This is a genomic window from Pseudofrankia asymbiotica, from assembly GCF_001983105.1.
Taxonomy (GTDB): domain Bacteria; phylum Actinomycetota; class Actinomycetes; order Frankiales; family Frankiaceae; genus Pseudofrankia; species Pseudofrankia asymbiotica.
In genome coordinates this window covers 1-21,140 of sequence record NZ_MOMC01000063.1, presented here as the reverse complement: position 1 = coordinate 21,140, position 21,140 = coordinate 1, and the positions used below count along the sequence as shown (strand labels likewise).

The following is a 21,140-nucleotide window of genomic DNA, read 5'->3' as shown; positions in this document are numbered from 1 at the left end:
GCCCGCCCTTCCCGCCACGATAGGACGGTTATCGGTTAGGAAGGCTATTAGGAGAACGAGACCCGCGGACAGGGCTGTACGAAATGAGCGGCGAGATGTCGGATATGCGACGCGTGATCGGCCGTGCGGTAGCCCCACGGTCGAGCGCGCGGCCGAAACGGGGAGTCAGCGCTCCCAGGACGGGACGGCGTACCTCGGCTTGAAGCCGAACTTGGCGGCGCGGTTCAGGAAGTCGGGTGAGTACGACAGGCTCGTGACCGCCAGGCGATCGATGTGGCGCTGGACCGTGCGGTCATGCACGTCGGCGTACATGTCGACGACCAGCTTGGCCACCCCGAGAACCTCGGCCGGGATCGACGTCAGCTCCCGGCAGAACGCGTAGACGTCCTCCATGAACGTCTCGGCCGGGAAGACGTCGTGCACCAGGCCGATCTGCTTGGCCTGCTCGGCGCCGACCCRCTTGCCGGCCATCGCCATCCACTTTCCCCACCCGGGGCCGACCAGCCTGGTCAGCCGGCTGGTGCCGCCGCTGCCGGCGATGGTCCCGATGTGCACCTCGGGGACGCCGAACTCTGCCTGCGGCGTGCAGAACCGGAAGTCGCAGGACACCGCCATCTCCACGCCGGCGCCAAGGCAGATCCCGTTCGCGGCCACGATGATGGGCTTCTCGATCGCCTCGAACTCGTCGTAGAGCAGGTGGTGACTGCGGTAGTCGCGCCGGAGGTTCCAGCCCGGGTGCTGGTGCTGGGTGTCCGGATTCCCCGGGCGGTTGCCCACCGGCTGGGACAGGTCCATGCCGGCGGTGAAGTACGGGCCGACCCCGGTGATGACCAGGCAGCGCAGGTCGTCACGGTCCGCGAGCATGTCCCCGGCCCGCCACAGCAGCTCGGTGACCCGCGTGCTGATCGCGTTGCGCTTGCGCTGCCGGTCGATGGTCAGGGTGAGAATGCCGTCCTGCTCCGTAAGCCGGGCGTCCYCCTCCTCGCCGGGCGTGGGCTGGTCCTGGGTCTGGCTGTCCTGGCGGCTCACGGTTCTCCCTGGCGGCACTCGGTGATGACGGGCTGGACGCCCCATGGGTTTCGTAGCGCGCCGGCCCGCATCGCATCAAGTATTCGGTATACAAAGTAGCCCGATGTCGGACCGGCCGTGACCGGCGGCTAACTCGCCGAGACTGGGCCCGCCAGGGTCGTGAGCGTGTCCTGAGCCAGTGCCGTGACCGCCGCGGGCGCGTCCGCCCCGCGGGCGGCGGCGACCTCGAGGGTGAGCCGGACGTCCTTGCGCAGCAGCGGCTCGGCCCCACGCAGCCCGGTGGTGTTGAAGCCGGACGCGGCGAGGATCGCCGCGGCCCGTGACCCGCCGGTGCCGCTCGCCAGCACGGCCGCCGCGGCGGCACGGTCGATCCCGAGGCGGTCGGCGAACGCGAACGTGTCGAGCGCCAGGCCCACCTGCGCGGTGAACACGAAGTTGTTCAGCAGCTTGGCCACCTGCCCGGCGCCGAGCGGGCCCAGGTGCAGGAGCGGGTTCGCGAACGTCTCCAGCACCGGGCGGGCGCGCGCGACGTCCTCGTCGGCGCCGCCGGCCATGACGAGCAGCCGTCGCTCGGCCGCGGCGGGGCCCCCACCGCTGACCGGCGCGTCGATGACCGCGACGCCGCGGGCGGCGGCGGTCTCGGCGATCCGCTGGCAGGTGACCGGATGGACCGTCGAGTGGATCATGATCAGTCCGCTCGGCGCCATGCCCGCGAGCACCCCGTCCGGGCGCAGCAGCACGTCGGTGACGTCGTCGTCCGAGACCACGCAGATCCCGACGACGTCGCTCGCCGCACCCAGCTCGGCCGGCGTCCCCGCCACCGTGGTCGCCGTGCCCGCGAACGGCTCCACGGACGACGCACGCCTGGCCCAGACGGTCAGCGGGAAGCCCCCGTCCACGATGCGCCGTGCCATCGGCCCGCCCTGGCTGCCCAGCCCGACAAACCCGACCCTCGTCACCGGCCACATCCTTTCGGTCCTGGAGCTGTTCGCCGAGCTCCGCGCCCGTCGGCTCGCCACGGCGCGCGCTCTCCTGAGCCTGCCTACCTCTCCCGCGCCTCGTCGCGCATCCGATGGTCGCGCCGTGACGGCTTCATCAGCGGGTCGGTGGCGGTCCGGCCGCCCGGCGGTCCGGCCGCCTGGCGGTCAGCCGCCGCTGAGGATCCGGCGGACGGTCTCGAGCAGGACGCCTTCGGTGAACGGCTTCTTCAGCAGGATGACGTCCGCGTCGAGCCGCCCGCGCGAGGCCAGCACGGGGTGGGCGTAGCCGGATATGTAGACGACGCGGACCGTCGGCAGCAGCGCGCGGATGAGGCCGGCCAGCTCGCCGCCGTGCATACCCGGCATGATCACGTCGGTGATCAGCAGGTCGATGTCATCCCGTGCCTCGTCCCCGCCGCCGACCAGGGCGATCGCCTCGGCGGCCCCGGCGGCGGTCAGCACCTGGTATCCGTTGCGGGCCAGGATGCGCTGCGTCACCTCGCGCATCGCGTCCTCGTCCTCGACGAGCAGGATCGTCTCGCCACCACCCGCGTGGCCGTCCGGGCTTTCCGTCGCCGTCGCTGTCCTCTCTGGCGCCGTCTCCGTGCTCTTGGAGGCTGTCTCCGTGCTCTTCGGGGTCTTCGGGGCGGTCTCCGCGCTCTTCGGGGCAGTCGCCGTGCTCATCAGCACCGGCACGGTGCTCTCCAGCACCGCCACGAGCGGGCCGGTCTCGGCCGCCTCGGAGTCCGCCTCGGGCAGCAGGCAGGTGACGGTCGTCCCGAGCCCCTCCTCGGAGGCGACCTCGGTGTGCCCGCCGAACTGGCTGATGACGCCGTAGACGGTCGCGAGCCCGAGGCCGGAGCCTTCACCCTTCACCTTGGTGGTGAAGAACGGCTCGAAGACCAGACCGAGAGCATCCTCCGGAATGCCGACACCGTTGTCGCTGACCCGCAGCCGGGCGTGCGGCCCCGGCCGCAGGCCGACCCGGGCGGCCACGGCGTCCTCGTCGAGGTCCACATTCGCCGTGTCGATGCTGAGCACCCCGCCGTCGGGCATCGCCTCGCGCGCGTTCGCCACCAGGTTGACGAGCACCTGCTCCAGCTGGTCATGGTCGGCGAACACCGATCCCGCGTCGGGGTGCAGCGAGATCGTCAGCCGCACCTGTTCGCCGACCATGTCGCGCAGCGCCTGCTCCAGGCCGGCGACCACCTGGTTGAGGCTCAGCACCCGCGGCTTTATGGCCTCGCGGCGGCCGAACGCGAGCAGCTGGCGAGTCAGGGCGGTCGCGCGCTCGGCCGCGCGCTGGATCTGCCCGATGTCGTTGAGAACGGACTTCCACCGGTCGTCGCCGGATTCGGCGGCGACCGCGGCGATCTCCTCGGTGACGAACGAGGCGTAGTTCGTGACAACGGCGAGGAGGTTGTTGAAGTCATGCGCAATTCCGCCGGCGAGCTTGCCGAGGCTTTCCAGCCGCCGTGCCTCGTGCCGCCGCGCCTCCCGCGACCGCACCTCGAGCCGGCGTCGCTCCGCGTCGGCCGATAACTGTTCGTCCTCGGCCTGCGTGGCGACCGGTTCCTGCGTCTGAGTCATGCGTCTTCGCTGGGCCACGCTACGCATTTCTCCCGCCGTCGGTTGTGCCGCCCCTTCGGCCTCTTGGCTGGGAACCAGACGGCCGCGACAACGAGGGGTGRCGAAATATCCACCGAACCCGCGCGAATCCGGCGCGGATCGGCCCGATCATAGTGGGGCGCTTCGGATGGCACCGAGGTGCCCACCGCCAGTGACACCCGCCGCGCCGCCCGTCCGGCTCGGCGCCGCCGGCCCGTCCGATTGGGATGGTTCGTCGCCGTTTCGCCATTTCCCTGGACCGCCCGCACAGCCGATGATGGACTTGCCGAGACGTCGATCGACAGGTGCGCCGTGTCCGAGCCCAACTGGCCTCACTCTGAATCACACCCGCAGCCCCCGGAGCAGCCGGAGTGGCCGCGGTCATCTCCGCCGCCCGAAGCGGATGACGAGTTCGACGACGACGTGACTGTCGTGTTGCCGCCGCCGGCCGCGCCACCACCGTCGACGGCCCAGCCGCCGCCAACGCCATGGCCCGGACAGGAACGGGCGGCAGCGACGCCATGGCCCGCGTCGGCGACCGATCCGACGACACCGGCTGCTCCCGCGACCCCGTGGCCGTCTGCCCCTTCTGCTCCCGCGACCCCGTGGCCGGCTGCCCCGGCTGCCCCGGCTGCCCCGGCGACATCGTGGCCGGCGCCGCCGGCCGCGCCGGCGACGCCATGGCCAGGGCCGGCGGCTGCCCCGGCGGCCCCGTCTGCTCCCGCGACCCCGTGGCCGGCGAACCCGGCCGCGCCGGCTACATCGTGGCCGGCGAACCCGGCCGCGCCGGCTACATCGTGGCCGGCGTCGCCGGCCGCGCCGCCGCCCGCGCCCGGGGCGCCGCCGCCGTTCCAGCCGTGGGCCCAGCCACCCGCGCCCCCGATGACACCCGGCCCGCCGACCGGGCCGGTGCCCGTCGCCGGTCCGCCGCGGATGGCGCCTGCCCAGGGCTTCGGGCCGGCGCAGGGGCCCGTGCCGTCGCCGGAGCGCGGCCGGGGAATCCAGACGCTGCCGGTGTTCGACCAGATCATCGTCGGCGTGTCCTGCGTGCTGATCCTCACCGCGGTCGTCCTGACGGCGCTCGCGCCGGTCTACCCCAGCCGCGGGAAGACGGCCAAGGAGTTCGCCACCCGGTACCCGGTTCCGGCCGGTGCCGCCGGCTCGCCGGCGCCGGGAGCGCCGTCGGCGCCGGGAACCCCCGCTCCGAGCCTCGTGCCGTCAGCCGGAGCGGGGCAGCTTCCGGCGGGCATGCGGGGCACCTGGTCCGGCACCGTGGTGCAGCGGTCCACCCAGAGCAACAGCACTTCTTACGCTGTCACCATCACCCTGACAGGCGGGGCCACCGGCAGCGTCGTCGGCACCTCGAGCTACCCGACGAGTCCCTGTTCCGGCGACCTGACGCTCAACGTCGTCGGGACGACGGTAGAGGTGTTCGAGCACATCACCGCCGGTATGACCCACTGCTTCGACACGACGCTGTTCCTCACACTCGGCGGGAACGACAGCCTGACCTACCACTTCGACGACGTCGGCTACGGCACCGGCGACGCGACCCTCACCAGACAGGGCTGACGCACCGTCACCCGGCGACCTGATCGGTGTTCGCGCCCTCCGGTGGTCACGATCTGGCCCCGCTGACACCATGGCACGGCACAACACCGATCTCCGGGGGGTTGGCGTGACGGGAAGTCCGGTCGGTTACCTGTGGATTCCGGCGGTCGACCTGTCTGCCGCCGCCGCGTTCTACCGGGACGTGTTCGGCTGGGAGGTCGACGAGCCTGGCCAGGGCGCGGGCGCGGTCGGCTTCCGCGCGCTGGGCCTCATCGGCCAGCTGACCACCGAGCTGCCGGTCGGGCCCGGCGGGCCGTTGCTGTGGCTGCTGGCCGACGACCTCTCCAAGGCGCTGCGCCTGGTCGAGCTGCGTGGCGGCCGGGTACTCGGGCGGCCGCGGCGGCAGGGTGGCGTCCGCTACCTGATCCAGGTCAGCGACCCGGCCGGCAACCGGCTGGGCATCGCGGTGCCGGCCGGGCCGCCGCGGCCGCAGCCGCTGGTCGTCGCGCGCGACGTCGAGGCGTCCAGTCGCTGGTACCAGGAGCTGCTCGGACTGCGCTCCGACCACGGCGGCAAGGACTACGAGCGGCTCGTCACCGCCGACGGCACGCTCGTCCTACAACTGCACCGCTGGGACGTCGAGCACGGCCACGGCCAGCTCGCCGACCCGGACCAGCGGTTCGGCAACGGCGCGGTGCTGTGGTTCGGCGACGTCGCCGACTTCGACGGCGCCGTCGAGCGGGCCGGGCGGCTCGGCGCGGCGGTGGTGCACCCGCCCATGCGCAACCCGCCCAGTGGGGAGGGAAACGGCCCGGGGCACCGCGAGATCTGGCTGAAGGATCCCGACGGCTACACCGTCGTGATCGCCAGCCCGGACGGCGAAGACCATGAGCCAAGCTGAGCGTCCATGYCGGCCCCACATCGCCCGCCCGTGACTCCGTGGGCTGACGTGGCCCGCGGCGGCGATCGTGATCCGGCTGGTTCGTCGCCTCGTGGTGCACTGAGGACGCGCGTCCGTGAAATGGTCTCCRGAGCGTCAGAGGTCGCGGGTCATCCAGACGGAGGTCTCGTCCTGGAAACCGTGACGACGGTAGAAGCGGTGGGTTCGCTCGTTGGGCGAACAGCGATCAAGCCGTGGGCTTGACCACCTGGTCATGTGGGCTGGTGCGGTGGTCCTGTGGTGCGTCGGTTAGCGCCGGCGGGCGGCGCGTGGCGTGGCGCGGCGCAGGATGCGAGGGTCCAGGCGCCGCAGCAGCAGGGCGGTGATGACCGCGTAGACGACGCCGAGGGCCACGGTGCCGCCGAGAGCGACCAGGAACGCCGTGGGCGTGTGCTGCCACAGCGGGTCGAGGACGGACTCCGGGTTGAACCGGGGGTCGTCCAGCTTCTCGACGTCGACGAGGTCCGTCGCCGACGCGAGCCCGGCGAAGCCCCAGCGGGCGGGGAACACGTAACTGACCTGTTCCAGCCCGATCCGGCCAGTGACGCGCATCAGCACGCCGGCGAAGACGATCTGCGCCATCGACACCAGCACCAGCAGCGGCATCGTCTTGTCGGCGTCGTCGACGAGCGCCGAGATCATCAGGCCGAGCATCGTCGACGCGAGCGCGGTCGCCGTCACCACCACGAGCAGCTCGAGCAACGGATAGCCGGACACCACACCGTCCGGCGACGTGCGACCGGCCAGTCCGATCGCCGTCACGATGGCGCTCTGCACGGCCGTGACGAGTGCTAGCACACAGATCTTGGAGCCGAGGTAGGCGGTGGTGGACAGGCCGATCCCGCGCTCTCGGCGGTAGATCTCGCGTTCCTTGACGATTTCCCGGACCGCGTTGGCGGCGCCCATGAAGCAGATACACAGGACGAGGACCAGGAGGATCGGCTCCACCTGTCGGTTCGGCATGCCGGTCGGCCTAGCCGTGAGCCCGAACGGCGCGTCCATCACCCGCGGGATCAGACCGAGTACGAACGGGTAGGCGATGACGAGCCGCAGGTAGGACCGGTCGGAGGCGATCACCCGCAGGTAGCGGCGTGACAGCGTGTTCAGCTGGCAGAACACCGACTGCTGACGGATGCTCGGCAGCGCGACGGGCCGTGGCCGCGCGGTCGGTACGACCGTCGCGCCCTGGATGAAATGGCTGGACGCGCGGTAGCGGCGCACGACGTCCGTCGAGCCCTCGGTCGTCTGCAGGGCGCGGAAGGCGTCCGCCCAGTCCGCCTCGCCGAGGAACGGCAGGGCGTGTTGTGGTGGGCCGAAGTAGGCGACGTGGCCGCCTTTGGCGAGGACGAGGACGTAGTCGCAGAGTTCGAGTTGGGCGACGCTGTGGGTGACGACGACGACGGTTCGGCCGCCGTCGGCGAGCCGGCGCAGCGACTCCATCACCTCCTTGTCGAGGCCGGGGTCGAGGCCTGAGGTTGGTTCGTCGAGGTAGAGCAGGGTCGGTTGGGTGAGTAGTTCGAGGGCGACGCTGGTGCGCTTGCGCTGGCCGCCCGACAGCTTGGCCACCTGCCGGTCGGCGAGCCCGCCGGTCAGGCCGAGCTCGGCCAGCACCGCGTCGACCCGGGCGCCGCGTTCCTGTCTTGTGGTCTCGGCGGGGAAACGCAGCTGCGCGCCGTATTCGAGCGCCTGGCGGACCGTCAGCGAGGTGTGCAGGATGTCGTCCTGCGGTACGCAGCCGATCCGGCGGCGCAGCTCGTCGTACTCGTCGTACAGGTCACGACCGCCGTAGCGCACCGCGCCGAGGTTCGCCGGGCGGAACCCCGTGAGCGCGCCGAGCAGCGTCGACTTCCCCGCGCCGCTGGGCCCGATGACGGCGAGCAGCGAGCGGCCCGGCAGCCGGAACGAGACGTCGTGCAACAGCCGCGTGTCACCGACGTCGACGCTCAGGTCGTCGACCTCGAACGCCACGTCGCCGGTGTCGAGGTACTCGACGAGCTCGCCGTCGCCGGCGCGCAGGATGTGGTGGCCGATGGCGACGACGTCGCCGAGGGCGAGCAGCCTGCGCTCGACCCGCTGGCCGTTGACGAAGGTGCCGTTCGCCGAGCCGAGGTCGACGACCTCGACGCCGCCGCGGCCGACGAGCACCTCCGCGTGCTGCCGGGAGGCCAGCAGGTCACCGACCACGATGTCGTTGTCCAGGGCCCGCCCGATCGACGTCGCGCCCTGGGTGAGCCGGTGGACGCGCCCCTCGCCCGGCCCGGCGGCCTCGGGCCCGCCTCGGCCGGGGCGCGGCAGCAGCGGGCCGGCCAGCCGGTCCAGGTCGTCGCGCATCAGGGTACGCAGCGTGTGGTGGCTGTCCGCGGGATCGTCGGGCTCGTCGAAGTCCGCCCCGGCGGCGGCCTTGGCCTCCGCCTCGATCAGTGCCTCGATGGCGTCCCCCTCGAGGCTGTCCTCGGCGTCGGCGAGGTTCAGCCCCGGGTCGGCGCTCTGGTCCGCGCTGTCGCTGTCGTCGCGACTGCTGACCTCGTCGCCCCCATCGGTGGCGACGACATCCTGGGCGGGCTCGGCGACGACGGGAGCGGGCGGGGCGGCTCTCCGGATGGCCGAAGCCGGCGGGATCGACGTGATGGGCACCCGTTCGGTGGGCGGGGTGGGGACGGTGGCCGCTCCCGGCCCGGCGGTCAGCCCGCCGACGCCGACGCGCGGCGGGGGCCCGGCCCGCGGCCCGGCCCGGGGCCCGCCGCGTGGCGCCGTCGGGGGAAAGCGGCTCGCGACGGGCGGCGCCTCAGGGACCTGGGGGAGCGGCAGGTCGGGTGGCTCCACCGTGAGGCGGGCCGCGGGTGATCTCCGCCCGGCCCGCGGTCCGTCCCGGCCGGGGACCGGTTCCGGGAGCAGGGTGACCTCCGGCCCGTCCGCCGTGCCGAGCCGCAGGCTGACCTCCCCTCGCAGCTCGACCCTGCGTACCCGCTTCCCGTCGTGCCAGGTGCCGTTGCTGCTGAGGTCGACGACGGCCCAGCCGTCGTGCGCCGGTTCGATCAACAGGTGGCGCCGCGACACGCGGCTGTCGGCCAGGACGAGGTCCGACGCGACGGAGCGGCCCACCACGAATGGCCGGTCGGGAGGCAGCACCACCACGTTCGGYCCGCTACGGATACTCAGCGTGGTCGCCATCGCGCCCCCATCGAGAAACGCCCGCCGGCGGCAGCACCGATGGGTTCGTCTGGTCGACGGGACGGTAGAAAGGCGACCTTCCCCGGAGTTTCCACGCGGGTGTCGTTCACGGGACAACGACTTTCCCGGACTTCCGGACTCCCTGGGACTCCCGGACTCCCCGGCCTGGCCGAGGGTCAGGCTCCGAAGGTGATCACTCCTCGCAGATTACGGCCCGCGCGCAGATCGGCATAGCCGTCGTTGATGGTGTCCAAGGTATAACGGTTGGTGATGAGTTCGTCGAGCTTCAGCCGACCCTGCCGGTAGAGGGCGAGCATCGCCGGGATGTCCTTCGACGGGCTGGCGGCGCCGAACAGCGAGCCCTGGATCCGCTTCTGGTACAGCACGATGTGCCGGATCGACACCGGCAGGCCGACGTCGTCGGCGGCGCGGCCCATCCCGACCAGCACGCACGTCCCGGCCTTGCGAATCGCCTCCAGGCCCTCGCCGACGTGCTCAGGCCTGGTCACGCCCACGCAGAGGATCGCGGAGTCCGCGCCCTGACCGTTCGTGAAGCCTCGCGCGAGGTCGGTCGCCTCGGCCATGGCGGCGACCGCGTGCGTCGCCCCGAACGTGAGCGCCGCCGTCCGCTTCATCTCGACCGGGTCGACGGCGATGACGACCGAGGCGTCCGCGTGGGCCGCTCCCTGCACCGCGTTCATGCCGATGCCGCCGACGCCCATCACGATGACGACGTCACCCGGCTTCACCTCGGCGGAGCGGACGGCCGCGCCCCATCCGGTGCTCACCCCGCAGCTGGTCAGGCAGGCGGCCTCCAGCGGGACGTCGTCCGGGCAGCGCACCGCCGACTGCACCGAAACCGTGGTGAACTCGCTGAACGTCGAGACACCGGCGGCCTGGCTCACGGCACGGCCGTCGATCCGCATGCGGCGGCTGCCATCGGCGCGCACCCCGGACAGCACCCGGGAGCCGTTGTCGCAGAGGTTCTGCAACCCGGAGGCACACCACCGGCACAGCCCGCACATCGGCAGGAACGACAGGACGACGCGGTCACCGACCCGCCACCCCGGCGTGTGCGGGCCGACCGCCTCGACGACGCCGGCGCCCTCGTGGCCGCCCGCCATCGGCAGCGACCCCTCCGCGACCGGCAGGTCGCCGGTCCCGATGTGGTCGTCCGAATGGCACAGGCCCGCCGCCGCCATCCGGATCAGCAGCTCGTCCTGCCGCGGCGGCTCGAGCTCCACCTCGGTGGTCTCCCACTTGCCCGGCTGGTCGAACAGCACAGCCGCTCTCGTCCGCACGGTGACTCCCTCCCTTTCCGCTTCCGCCCGTTTCCCGCCCGCGGGTTCGTCTGTCTCCGGGCGGCCGGTCGCCGGTTCCCGGCCGCGCCCGGTGCGGTGCTCAGTAGTCGTCGGTCGGTTCGAAGAGGCCCTCGAACTCGAGCTTCCCGTCGCGGACCCGGCCGTAGTGCAGCCAGTCACCCTTGAACAGCTGGTGGTCGAACGGACCGCCGGCGATGTGGGTGTTCGGGCCGCCGGTGACCGCCGGCATGAACCGGATCCGCTCGATGCCCTGCTTCACGCCCGGGCCGGTGAGAACGGTCGCGCGGTGCAGCCCCTCGACGATCGTCGCGGCGATGTCGTAGGCGAGGCCCGGAATGGCGTTCGGCCACATCCACGGGTCCTCGCCGTAGCGGGCGACGAACCGCTGGTGGAACGTGTGCATCCGCGGGTTCTGGGGGCACCACTGGTCGATGCCGACCCAGCCCTCGAGCTGCTCGAAGCCCCAGATGTACTGCATGAACGCCGTGGTCATGATCCGCGGCGGGTCCCAGTCGACCTTCTCCAGCGCGGACCGCACCGCCCCGGAGACGACGAGACCGCCGTAGCCCAGCCAGGCCAGGGCGTCCGCGTTCGCCGCCCGCAGCACGTCGAACTTCGCCGCCAGCTCGTCGACGGTCGTGGTGTTGGTGATGTGCTCGACCGCGGCGATCGAGATCTTCAAGCGCCGGCATTCCTGCAGGAAGAAGCGGAAGTACTCCTCGGAGATCGGCGACCACGGGGCGACGACGGCGACCCGCTTGTGACCCTGGCGCTTGAGCCAGTTGACCATCAGGCCCGGGTCGATGCCGACGTCGCCGTTGCCCAGGCGGAAGCAGTACTCGCCGTGGAACATATCGGTCCCGCACATGCTGACCAGCGGCACCTGGGCGGCGTTCGCGTGGTCCGCGAGCGCTATCGCCGAGTCGGTGTAGTTGGCGCCGCCGATGGCCAGGCAGCCGGCGTCGACGAGCCGGTGGAACGCGTCGACACCGCCCTTCGCCGTCCCCTGGGGCAGGCCGGCGTCCTGCTCGAACAGGAACTCGTAGCGGCGGTCGAGCACGCCGCGCTCGATCCCCTCGTCGAACGCCATCCGGATCTCACGCTCGAAGCGCTCCCATTCCATGCCCAGCCAGCCGATCTTTATGGGGGCCAGCCGCAGCCAGCGGTCCTCGATCGAGGGCGTCGCCGCGTTCGTGGTCGTCATCGCTACTCCTTGTCGTTGTGGCTGCCGCCGCCGTGGTCGCTCAGCAGACGTCGAGGGCGTCGAGGGCGTCGTGGTCGGCCGCCGCGGTCCCGAGGCGGGCCAGCAGCGTGCCGGTGATCGCCGGATCGACCTTCAGCGTGATGCCCCACAGGAACAGGCCGTGGACGAAGCCGCGGCGCACGCCGAGCCAGGCCTCGTCCGGGGACGGCGCGTCGACGCCGCCGGCGCGCAGCTCGTCCAGGTAGTGACCCACCAGGTCCCGCTCGGTGCGGCGCCGGTCATCGATCGTCAGCGCGGACGCGATGTGATAGCCGACGTCGAGGTACCACGGCCCGCGCTGCACCAGCTGCCAGTCGAGGAAAGACGGGCGGCCGTCCGCGTCCAGGTACACGTTGCCGACGTGCGGGTCGCCGTGGACCAGCGACCAGGGCGTGGCGGAGGCGGCCTCGGCGGCCAGCCGCCGGTAGGCGGCGACGAGCCGGTCGGCGTCGCGGATCTCGGCCGGCACGCCGGCCCCGATCGGGCCGTCGTAGTTCATCCGGATCTCGTCGGCCCCGCGCTGCACGAGGTAGCTCGACAGCCGGGGCGCGGCCCAGCGGGCGTCGGCGAGCGCCGGGTCGCACCAGGTCGCGGCGTGCAGCCTGGCGAGCTGGGTCAGGCTCTCAGCCGTCTGGTCCGGGGTGTAGGCGGTGAGGGCGTCGAGGAACGCGGCGCCCTCAGGGACGACATCCTCGGTGAGGACGACGCCGTAGTGGGTCGACGGGTCGAAGTCGGYGTACACGGAGCGCAGCGTGCGGACACCGGCCGCGGCGGCCACGTCCCGATAGAAACATGCCTCCGGTTCGCCAGCCTGCCGGAAGGCACGGCCGGCGTCGGTGAAGTAGCCCTTGCCACACAGATGGGGCGACAACCCTGCTGGAGCGGTGCCGTCCGCGCAGGTGATCAGGAAGCGGGCGTTCGTGGCGACGCGGCTGATGACCGGCCCGGGCGTGACCGCCGTGACCGCGATGCCGGGGAACCGGCTGCCGAGCGCGGCGGTCAGCCAGGCCGGCGACAGCATCTCCTCGAGGGTGTCGGGCACCCGGGGCATGGTGGCCGTGCCCACGGCTGCCACGGCCACGGCCACGGCCGCGGGCGCGGCGTCCTCGGCGCCCGTGGCGTGGTCGCCGGCGGCGGTCACCGCGCGGCTCCGGTGCCGGCGGATGACGACGCGGCGCCGGTCGCGGGCCACGGCCGGCCCGCGCGCCACGGGCCACCCGCGCGTGACCGGGGCGCGATATCGGTCGGAACCTGCGGGAGCATGTCGTCCTCTCCGTCAGTTGTTCGGGAAGAGCGGCGTGCAGGCGAGCTTCACGGTCTGCTCGTACTTGCCGCCGGTCAGCTGGACCACAGAGGCGCACGGCGCCGACGTGCTGTGGTTGACCGGCCACTGGGTCTCGCCGACCGCACCCGGGACGTGGTAGCTGTAGCCGCCGCCGTTCAGCGTCTTGAGCAGGTTGGCGAGGGTGAGGTCGCGCCCGGTCTTCTTGAGCGCGTCGACGAAGAAGTCCGCCGTCCAGTAGCCGGCCATCGCGGTGAGGCCGATCGCCTGGTCGGGGGCGTACCTGGCGAAGTCCGCCTTGAGCTGGTCGTCGGCGGCCGAGCCGCTCTCCGCGGGTGCCCACTGGATCAGCGTGTAGGTCCCGTCGAGGTCCTTGAGACCGGCCAGCCGTGGGTCGTAGCCGAGCGGTGTGAGGATCTTGCCCTGGTAGCCGGCGGCGCGCAGCGCGTCGATGAGCTTGAGTGCCGGGGCGAAGTCCACGATCGTCACGATCAGGTCCGGCGGGGCACCCTTGTCGGAGCGCATCAGGTCGCCGACGAGCGCCGTCGGGTCGGTGAGCCCGGAGGCCGGCACCGGGTTCTTGGAATAGGGGACGGAGAACCCGGCCTCCTTGACACCCTTCGCCGCGAGGTTGATGCCGTTCTTCGCGGAGTCGATGTCGACGCCGACGAATGCCACGCTCTTGCCCGCGCTGCCGCCGAGAATGCCGCTCGCGGCCATCGCCCACGTCGTGGTGAGTGCCGGCGAGTCCGCCTCGGCCACCAGGCAGCCGGTCACCCCGAAGCCGATGGCGCTGTCGCAGTAAGGCGCGGCCACACCCCAGCCGAAGTACGGCGTCCCGGACTTGCAGAACGAGTCGAGGAAGTTGCCGGTGCGGACGACGGCGGGCACGGCCGCGAAGACGCCGTCGGCGGCGAGGGACTCGGCCTGGGTCAACGTCCGGGCGGCGTCGGAGCCGTCGTCACGCGTGCCGATGTAGGTGACCTTGCGTCCGTTGACGCCGCCCTCGTCGTTCGCGCGGCTGAACCGGACCTTCGCGCCGACGTCCATCCCGGTGTTCACCGGCCCGCTCGTGCTGGACTGGCTGATCAGGCCGCCGACCTTGATCTCGGTGTCGGTCACGCCCCGGGCCGGCTGGCCGCCCGGGGCGGTGCAGTCGAGCTTGGCCGCGTCGACGCTGACACCGTTGTTCTTCCAGCCCGAGTCCGGCCCCGGCTTGAACGCGTCGGGGCTGACCGCCTGCGCCGACGCTGTGGGCTTCGCGCCGCTGTCGCCGTCGCCGTCATCGCCGCCGCCGCACGCGGCGGCGGCGAATAAGAGGGCCGCGATGGCGATTGTGGGAGCGAGTCTTCGGGTGTTGCGCATGTTGAACCTCCGTTGTCCCGCCGACCTGGCCGGATGGGATCACGCGTGCCGGCTGAGAATCGCCAGCCGAGCGGATCCGGCCGAGGCCGCGCGGTTCCTGACATGGTGACGAGATGGGAATACGGGTAAGGAATTTGGAATACAGTGCCGATCCCGGTTCCGCGAAAGTCCCTGAGCCGAACGGAATATGGGCGGGGGAATGTGGACGGGTCAGGGTCCTGTGGGTGTGACGTCTCGCGAGGACGACGCTCCCGCGACTGGCTGTCTTGTTTCGGATGGGCGCGGCCCGAAGGTGGCGACGGAGAATGGTGGGTGTCTTCGGCGGCGACCGTCGATCTTTTTCACAGAACGGCGCCGGATTCCTTGAAACTCATGATCTCGTCCCAGGTGAAGCCGTGCTCCAGCAGGACCGCGTCGGTGTGCTCGCCGTGCGCCGGGGCCGGCGTCAGGGCCGGCGGCGTGTCGTCGAACTGCGCGGGGCTCGCCACGAGCGGGTACTGCTGGGAGCCCTTCTGGACGGTCGTCACGAAGTTGTTCGACCGGGCCTGGGGGTCGTTCGCCGCCTCCTTGGCGGTCTGCACCAGCGACCACGGTGTCGCGAGCCGCCCGAGCAGCTCGGCCCAGTACGGCAGGTCACGGCTCGCGAAGATCTCGTCGAGGACCGCGATGCAGGCCGCCGCGTTCTCGGCGCGGGCCGCCGCCGTCGCGAACCGCGGGTCGGCGAGCAGGTCCGCCCGCCCCGCCGCGCGGAAGAACTCCTCGACGTGCTTCTCCGTCTGGATACCCGACAGGTAGACGAGCCGGCTGTCGCCCGTCAGGTAGGCGGCGACGAAAGGGTTCGGCAGGTGGTGGTGGCGGTTGCGCGGRATCGCGTCGACGTCGTACAGCTGGCTCGCGACGACGCCGGGCGAGAACATCCACATCCCGGACGACAGGAGCGAGACGTCGACCACCGCGCCCTGGCCGGTCCGCTCCCGGCGGAACAGCGCGGCCGCGATGCCGCCGGCGAGGAAGGCGCCGGAGGCGAGATCGCCGAGCGCCGGGCCCGGCTGCGGCACGAACTCGTCGCTGACCTGACTTGCCGCGTGCGCCATGCCGGTGCGGGCCCAGAAGTCTGTGTGGTCGAAACCGCCCGCGTCGCATTCCGGTCCGCGCGGGCCGTGCCCGCTGGCCCTGGCGTAGACGAGATCCGGCTTGACGGCGGTGAGGTCGCCGACGTCGACCCGGAAACGGCGCCGCGCGCTGGGGAGCAGGTTGGTGATGAAGACGTCGGCCGAACCGACCAGCGCGGCCATCACCCGTTGGCCCCCGTCGGTGCGCTGGTCGATGCCGACACACCGCTTTCCCCGATTGGTGATCTCCCACATGAACGCGACGCCGACCTCGCGGTCGGGCAGCCCGGCGACGGGATTTCCGTTCATCGGGTCCAGCGTCCCGGGTGGCACGACCTTGATGACGTCGGCGCCCCAGTCGGCGAGCACCGCCCCGGCCGACGGCGCGAAGGCATACATCGACGCCTCGACGACGCGTACTCCGGCGAGCAGGTTGTAGGGCATGGCACTCCCTGACAGGCGGGTAGATGTCTATAGCACTGGGCATAGCCCCGCGGATTTAGATCCGCTGGGGCGGATCGAAATCCGCGGGACCCGACGCATCCGTTTCACGAGGTCTCGACGTCGAGGTGGACGTCAGGCGCGGAGCAGGGCGCGGAGGTTCGTCTCCGCGATCTTCAGTGCGTCGCCGTCCGGGACGTCGGCCAGCGTCTTCTCCAGGTAGGCGCGGTTGTTCGGCCACAGGCCGTCGCCGTGCGGGTAGTCGCCCTCGAAAAGCAGGTTGTCGACGGGCACGTCACCCAGGTTCCGCAGCGCGAACCGCTCGTCGACGAGGCAGGCGTACATGTGTCGGGCGAAGACCTCGCGGGGCGGGCGGGAATCCTTCACACCCGCCTGGCCGATGGTGACGTCCGTGCTGATCCGATTGTCGTGGAACGCCTTCTCGGCGCGCTCCAGGATGTAGGGCACCCAGCCCGCGCCGCCCTCGGAGAGCATCACCTTCAGCCGGGGGAAACGCTCCAGGATCCCGCTGAAAAGCCAGTCGACGCAGGTCATCATCGAGTTCACCCCGATGAGCGCGACCAGCACCGACGGCGGAGCGTCCGCGGACGTCGTCATCAGCCGCGACGAGCTGCCGATGTGCATGCACACCGGGATCTCCGCGTCGTTCGCGACCGCCCACAGCGGGTCCCAGTGGTCGGTGTGCACCGACGGCAGGCCGAGCACGGTGGGGTTCTCGGAGAAGGCGATCGTCCGGGCGCCCTTCGCGAGTACCCGCCTCAGCTCCGCGACCGCCGCGTCGAGGTCGTGCAGCGGCAGGATCGCCGCGCCGAAGAGCCGGTCCCGGTCGGCCGCGCACCATTCGTCGAGCAGGTAGTCGTTGTAGGTGCGCAGGCAGGCGAGCGCCAGCTCCGGGTCGGACACGTTCAGGAAGAACCGGTGGCCGGCGAAGCGGGCGTAGTTCGGGAAGCACAGCTGCCCCCACACGCCGTCGACGTCCATGTCCTTCAGCCGCTCGTCCGGGTCGTAGCAGCCGGGCCGGATCTCGTCGTAGCGGGCGGTGCCCGGCGCCGGCGGGTAGCCGGACTCGGAGAAGCCGGGCAGCGCCCGGCAGGAGCCCATCGGGATGTAGGTGAGCTCACCCTCGTAGAGCCAGGCCTGGCGGCCGTCGACCTCGACGATGCGTGGGCAGGCGTCGCGGAACCGGGCAGGCACCCGCTCGACCCAGAGGTGCGCCGGCTCGATCATGTGATCGTCAGCCGACATGATCTTCGTGGACTCGGGCAACATCAGCGTTCCTCCTGTCGGGTGACGGCTCGGGCAAGGGCCTGGGCAGCGGCTCGGGAGCTGGCGGGCGGGACGGCGGCGGTTCGGATGGCGGTCATCGGGGCGCGCCGAGGAGCAGCGAGGAGGTGAACTGCTCGGCACCGCTCGTCACGACGGCCACCTGGGGACCGGAATCCAGCTGGTGAGCGCCGGCCTCGCCGCGTAGCTGCAGGCACGCCTCGAGCAGGCCGCCGTACCCGTGCATCCGACCGCCCGAGAGTTGCCCGCCGCCGGTGTTCAGCGGCAGCTCGCCGCCCGCCGCGATCCGGGTGCCACCGTCGACGAAGTCCGTGCCCTCGTAGGCGCCGCAGAAGCCGAGCGCCTCCAGCCAGCGGATCGCGTACACGGTGAAACCGTCGTAGACCTGCGCGACGTCGACGTCCGTCGGCTTGAGGTCGGTACGCGCCCACATCATCGCCGCCRCCTCGTCGAAGCCGGAGGCGCTGCCCAGTCCCTCGAAGGTGACCGCGCGGGCCGGGTCGGGCGCGTCCGTGGCACGGGAGACGATGAACGCCACCGAGCCGTCCACCGGGACGTCGCAGTCGTACATGCAGACCGGATCGGAGATCATCCGGGCGTCCAGGTAGGTCTCGAGCGTGAGCGGTTCGCGATACACCGCGGACTCGTTGCGTGCCGCGTGGCGCCGGCTGACGAGCGCGACCTGGGCGAACTGCTCCCGCGTCGCCCCGGCCAGCTCCATGCGCCGCCGCATGTCCAGCGCGGCATGGCACGGGTAGCCGATCCCGAACGGGGTGGTCCACTGCGTGAGCTCCCGCCCGAACCGGACCGGCCGGCCGTCCGCGCCCCCACCGTCCAGCAAGGTCGAGGCCCTGCCCCCGAAACCCTGCTGCGCGGTGGACTCCCACACCGTCCGAAAGCAGAGGACATGGGTCGCGAACCCGGCGGCGACGGCCAGGACCGCGTTGACCACCGACCCCAGCTGGCCCGCGACCTCGCCGCCGCCGGCGTGCCAGCGCAACCGCAGCCCGAGCATCGCCCGCACGTCGTCGACACCGGCACCGGTGATCCCCGGCGTCGACCAGAACGCCCCCGGATAGGTCGACACCCCGTCGATGTCGTCGGCGGTCAGCCCGGCATCGGCGAGCGCGGCGAGCGCCGCGTCCGCGGTCAGAACCCAGGGGTCGATCCCAAGCCGCCGCCCGATCCGCGAGCGCCCGACGCCGCCGATGACCGCCCGGCTCTCAGCCCGCTCCATCGTCGGCCCCTGACCCCACCCCGGCCTCGGTCTCCGGCCGACCGTGCCGCTGTCCGGTCTCCGGCCGACCGTGCCGCTGTCCGGTCTCCGGCCGACTGCGCAGAATGCCGGCCTCCGGCCGGAAGAGCGGCACGTACGCGTCGCCGGCCTTGCTGAAGCAGACACGTACCGGCAGGCCGACGCGCATCGCGTCGGGCGGGCAGTCGAGGATGTTGGTGAGCAGCCGCAGGCCGGGCTGCTCGACGAGTTCGACGTCGGCGACCACGTAGGGCGGCGGCATCGACGGCACCCAGCCGTAGCGGTTCAGCGTCCACGACCACACCGTGCCGCGGCCCGAGACCGGCGCGAACCCGACGTCGCGCCCCCGGCAGGCCGGGCAGGTTGGTCGCGGCGGGTGCTGGTAGCGACCGCAGCCGTGGCAGCGGGCGATCCGCAGCACGCCGTCCGCGCCGGAGGTCCAGAACGCGGCGGTCCGCTCGGTCAGCGGCGGCGCCACCCGGTCGAACGCCTCGACGACCAGCGTCGGCGTCCTCGGAGTCTCCTCGGTCGTGGCTTCGTTGGTCACCGTGGTCACCGTTTCGTCGGTCATCGGGTTTCCCACACCACCGGCACGGACGTCGGGCCGCGCTCGTACATCCCGACGATCCGTGGCTGCTCGGCGGCCTCGTCGAGGCGCAGGCCGGGCAGGCGGTCGAGCAGCGCGTCGATGGCGGTGTGGAGCTCCGCGCGAGCGACATGCATGCCCAGGCAGATGTGCGGGCCGCCACCGAAGCCGAGGTGGGCGCCCAGCGGGCGGGAGGGGTCGAACTCGTCCGGGCGTTCCCAGCGGGCCGGGTCGCGGTTCGCCGCGGCGAAGCACAGGTGCACCACCGAGCCGGCCGGGATCGCGACCCCGCCGAGCTCGGTGTCCCGGACCGCGTAGCGGGAGAACATCGGGTCGGTGGGCAGCCAGCGCAGGGACTCCTCGATCGCCGGGCGCAGCAGCGCCCGGTCGGCGCGGACGGCCTCCAGCCAGTGCGGGTGGGTCAGCAGCGCGAGCAGGGTGATGCCCATCTGCTTCCAGGTCGTGCCGGAGCCCGCGGCCAGCAGAAGGAGGGCGAAACCGAGGATGTCGGTGTCGGACAGGGCCTGGCGGACGCCGTCCTCGGTGATCTCGGCCTGGACGAGGACGCTGATGATGTCGTCCTGGGGCTGGCCACGCCGCGCGCTGATGATGGGCAGGAGGATCTCGGCGAGCACGGCCCGGTCGCGGCCGGCGGAGGTCGCCGCCTCGCGGATGCGCAGCGCGTCCTCGACGCCCACGCCGAAGCTGCCGCAGATCGTCAGCAGGGGGATCGCGGCGCAGAACTCGACGTTGAGATCCGCCCGCCCGTTGCCCTGGAACGTGTCGATGAGGGCGTGCACCGTTGTCCGGATCCAGCGCTCGGTCCACCAGGCGCCGCGCTTGGGCACGAACGACCCCTGGACCAGCGCCCGGTAGCGGCGATGCCGGTCGCCGTCGAAATAGAGCATGACCGAGTCGGCCATGTCGAGCTCGGGGCCGGGGGCCGTCGGCCGGGAGACGAACGTGTGGCCGTCGCGCAGGACGTCCTGACAGGTGGCGTAGTCGAAGACCGAGAAATGTGGCAGCTCGGGAAAGGGAAGCCCCTGGAAGAACCCCTCGCCGTGGTAGCCGACGAGCGGCCCGAGGACGCCGGGGTGCACCGGGCCCGTCTCGCGCAGCCGGTGGAAGTCCGGGTACGGATTCTTCTCGAAGGAACCRCCGCGGCTCGCGTACACGTCGCTTCGCAGGTCGAACAGCTCGCGGATACGCCGAGGGTCCAGCGTCACGATGTCGCTCATCTCATGCCAGCCCTTGTCGTGGTCAAGTTCCGGTTCCTGTCAGGCCGAAGGCGTTTTGCCGGAGATCGACCGATACCGATCTCCGGGCCGGCGGCGACGGMGAGGCCTCGCGCGCCCGGAGGACGTGTCGGGTGTCGGGTGCCGGGTGTCAGGTGCGCTCCAGGACGACGACGGGAATGTGCCGCGACGTGCGTCTCGCGTACTCGTCGTAGTTCGGCCAGAGCTCGGCCATGATCTTCCAGAGCCGCTCGCGCTCCTCGCCCTCGGCGGTGCGCGCCCGCGCCTGGAACCGGTCCGCCAGCACCTGCGCCTCGACCCGTGGCTCGGCGACGATGTTGTGGTACCAGCCCGGGTGGGCGGGCGCCCCGCCCTGGGAGGCGATGACGAGATAGTGGTCGCCGTCGCGGCCGTAGATGAGCGGTGTCACGCGGCGCTGACCGGTTCGCCGGCCGACGGTCCACAGGACGAGGCAGGTGACGCCGTTCCAGGTGTGCCCGGCGGTGCCGCCGGTCTCCAGGTAACGCCGGACGTGCTCCTCGCCCAGCAGGGTCAGAYCGGGCGGCGCATAGCCTGGCGAGCCCTCGCCATTCCTCTCGCTCTCGCCTTTGCCCGCGTCCCAGGGCCCCGGCAAGTTTGCTGAGGTGCCGGCGATCGGCGCTGCCTGGGGTTTCTGGTGGGGCTGTGTAGCGAGGGACTGACGCCTGGTCGGGGC

General features: G+C 71.8%; 16 protein-coding genes. 2 read left to right on the top strand and 14 right to left on the bottom strand.

Going from position 1 to position 21,140, the window contains the following annotated elements:
• Positions 1-165: 165 nt before the first annotated feature.
• The 3 genes from BL253_RS28725 to BL253_RS44135 form a co-directional block, all read right to left on the bottom strand.
• Positions 166-1,029 (bottom strand): enoyl-CoA hydratase/isomerase family protein, encoded by an 864-nt coding sequence (locus tag BL253_RS28725; protein WP_081438791.1) that lies wholly within the window; start codon positions 1,027-1,029, stop codon positions 166-168.
• Between the two features lie 128 nt (positions 1,030-1,157).
• Positions 1,158-1,997: an NAD(P)-dependent oxidoreductase gene (locus tag BL253_RS28720; protein WP_076820435.1), complete on the bottom strand. Its 840-nt coding sequence runs from the start codon at positions 1,995-1,997 to the stop codon at positions 1,158-1,160.
• A 177-nt stretch (positions 1,998-2,174) separates the two neighbouring features.
• Positions 2,175-3,599 carry an ATP-binding protein gene (locus BL253_RS44135; RefSeq protein WP_076820434.1) on the bottom strand — a complete coding sequence of 475 codons (1,425 nt, stop codon included), beginning with the start codon at positions 3,597-3,599 and terminating at the stop codon, positions 2,175-2,177.
• Between the two features lie 951 nt (positions 3,600-4,550).
• Between BL253_RS44135 and BL253_RS42520 the strand changes: the two genes are divergently transcribed.
• On the top strand, positions 4,551-5,189 hold the full coding sequence (locus BL253_RS42520) for a hypothetical protein (protein ID WP_158230440.1): 639 nt from the start codon (positions 4,551-4,553) through the stop codon (positions 5,187-5,189).
• A gap of 106 nt (positions 5,190-5,295) precedes the next feature.
• Positions 5,296-6,069, top strand: a complete 774-nt coding sequence (locus tag BL253_RS39675) for a VOC family protein (protein ID WP_241835244.1) — start codon at positions 5,296-5,298, stop codon at positions 6,067-6,069.
• A 288-nt stretch (positions 6,070-6,357) separates the two neighbouring features.
• Here BL253_RS39675 and BL253_RS28695 read toward each other — a convergent pair whose 3' ends face one another.
• From BL253_RS28695 to BL253_RS28645, 11 genes are all read right to left on the bottom strand, one after another.
• Positions 6,358-9,279: an FHA domain-containing protein gene (locus BL253_RS28695; protein WP_076820433.1), complete on the bottom strand. Its 2,922-nt coding sequence runs from the start codon at positions 9,277-9,279 to the stop codon at positions 6,358-6,360.
• A 176-nt stretch (positions 9,280-9,455) separates the two neighbouring features.
• Positions 9,456-10,580 carry an NDMA-dependent alcohol dehydrogenase gene (locus BL253_RS28690; protein ID WP_076820432.1) on the bottom strand — a complete coding sequence of 375 codons (1,125 nt, stop codon included), beginning with the start codon at positions 10,578-10,580 and terminating at the stop codon, positions 9,456-9,458.
• A 100-nt stretch (positions 10,581-10,680) separates the two neighbouring features.
• Positions 10,681-11,805, bottom strand: a complete 1,125-nt coding sequence (locus tag BL253_RS28685) for an ABC transporter substrate-binding protein (RefSeq protein ID WP_076820431.1) — start codon at positions 11,803-11,805, stop codon at positions 10,681-10,683.
• 40 nt (positions 11,806-11,845) lie between these two features.
• Positions 11,846-12,895, bottom strand: a complete 1,050-nt coding sequence (locus BL253_RS28680; protein ID WP_076820470.1) for a phosphotransferase family protein — start codon at positions 12,893-12,895, stop codon at positions 11,846-11,848.
• 225 nt (positions 12,896-13,120) lie between these two features.
• Positions 13,121-14,491, bottom strand: a complete 1,371-nt coding sequence (locus BL253_RS28675; RefSeq protein ID WP_076820430.1) for an ABC transporter substrate-binding protein — start codon at positions 14,489-14,491, stop codon at positions 13,121-13,123.
• Positions 14,492-14,832: 341 nt separating this feature from the next.
• Positions 14,833-16,047: a CaiB/BaiF CoA transferase family protein gene (locus BL253_RS28670; protein WP_076820429.1), complete on the bottom strand. Its 1,215-nt coding sequence runs from the start codon at positions 16,045-16,047 to the stop codon at positions 14,833-14,835.
• Positions 16,048-16,179: 132 nt separating this feature from the next.
• Positions 16,180-17,334 carry an amidohydrolase family protein gene (locus BL253_RS28665; protein WP_076820428.1) on the bottom strand — a complete coding sequence of 385 codons (1,155 nt, stop codon included), beginning with the start codon at positions 17,332-17,334 and terminating at the stop codon, positions 16,180-16,182.
• 91 nt (positions 17,335-17,425) lie between these two features.
• On the bottom strand, positions 17,426-18,586 hold the full coding sequence (locus BL253_RS28660) for a thiolase family protein (RefSeq protein WP_076820427.1): 1,161 nt from the start codon (positions 18,584-18,586) through the stop codon (positions 17,426-17,428).
• Positions 18,573-19,175, bottom strand: coding sequence for a Zn-ribbon domain-containing OB-fold protein (locus BL253_RS43055; RefSeq protein WP_081438787.1), 603 nt, complete (start codon positions 19,173-19,175; stop codon positions 18,573-18,575). Before BL253_RS43055 ends, BL253_RS28660 begins: the two co-directional genes overlap by 14 nt.
• The gene (locus tag BL253_RS28650; RefSeq protein WP_076820426.1) at positions 19,172-20,428 is read right to left on the bottom strand and encodes a cytochrome P450; all 1,257 of its coding nucleotides are present in this window, start codon (positions 20,426-20,428) and stop codon (positions 19,172-19,174) included. The genes BL253_RS43055 and BL253_RS28650 overlap by 4 nt, the downstream gene beginning before the upstream one ends.
• Before the next feature lie 148 nt (positions 20,429-20,576).
• Positions 20,577-21,059 carry a nitroreductase family deazaflavin-dependent oxidoreductase gene (locus BL253_RS28645; RefSeq protein WP_081438786.1) on the bottom strand — a complete coding sequence of 161 codons (483 nt, stop codon included), beginning with the start codon at positions 21,057-21,059 and terminating at the stop codon, positions 20,577-20,579.
• Between the last annotated feature and the right edge of the window lie 81 nt (positions 21,060-21,140).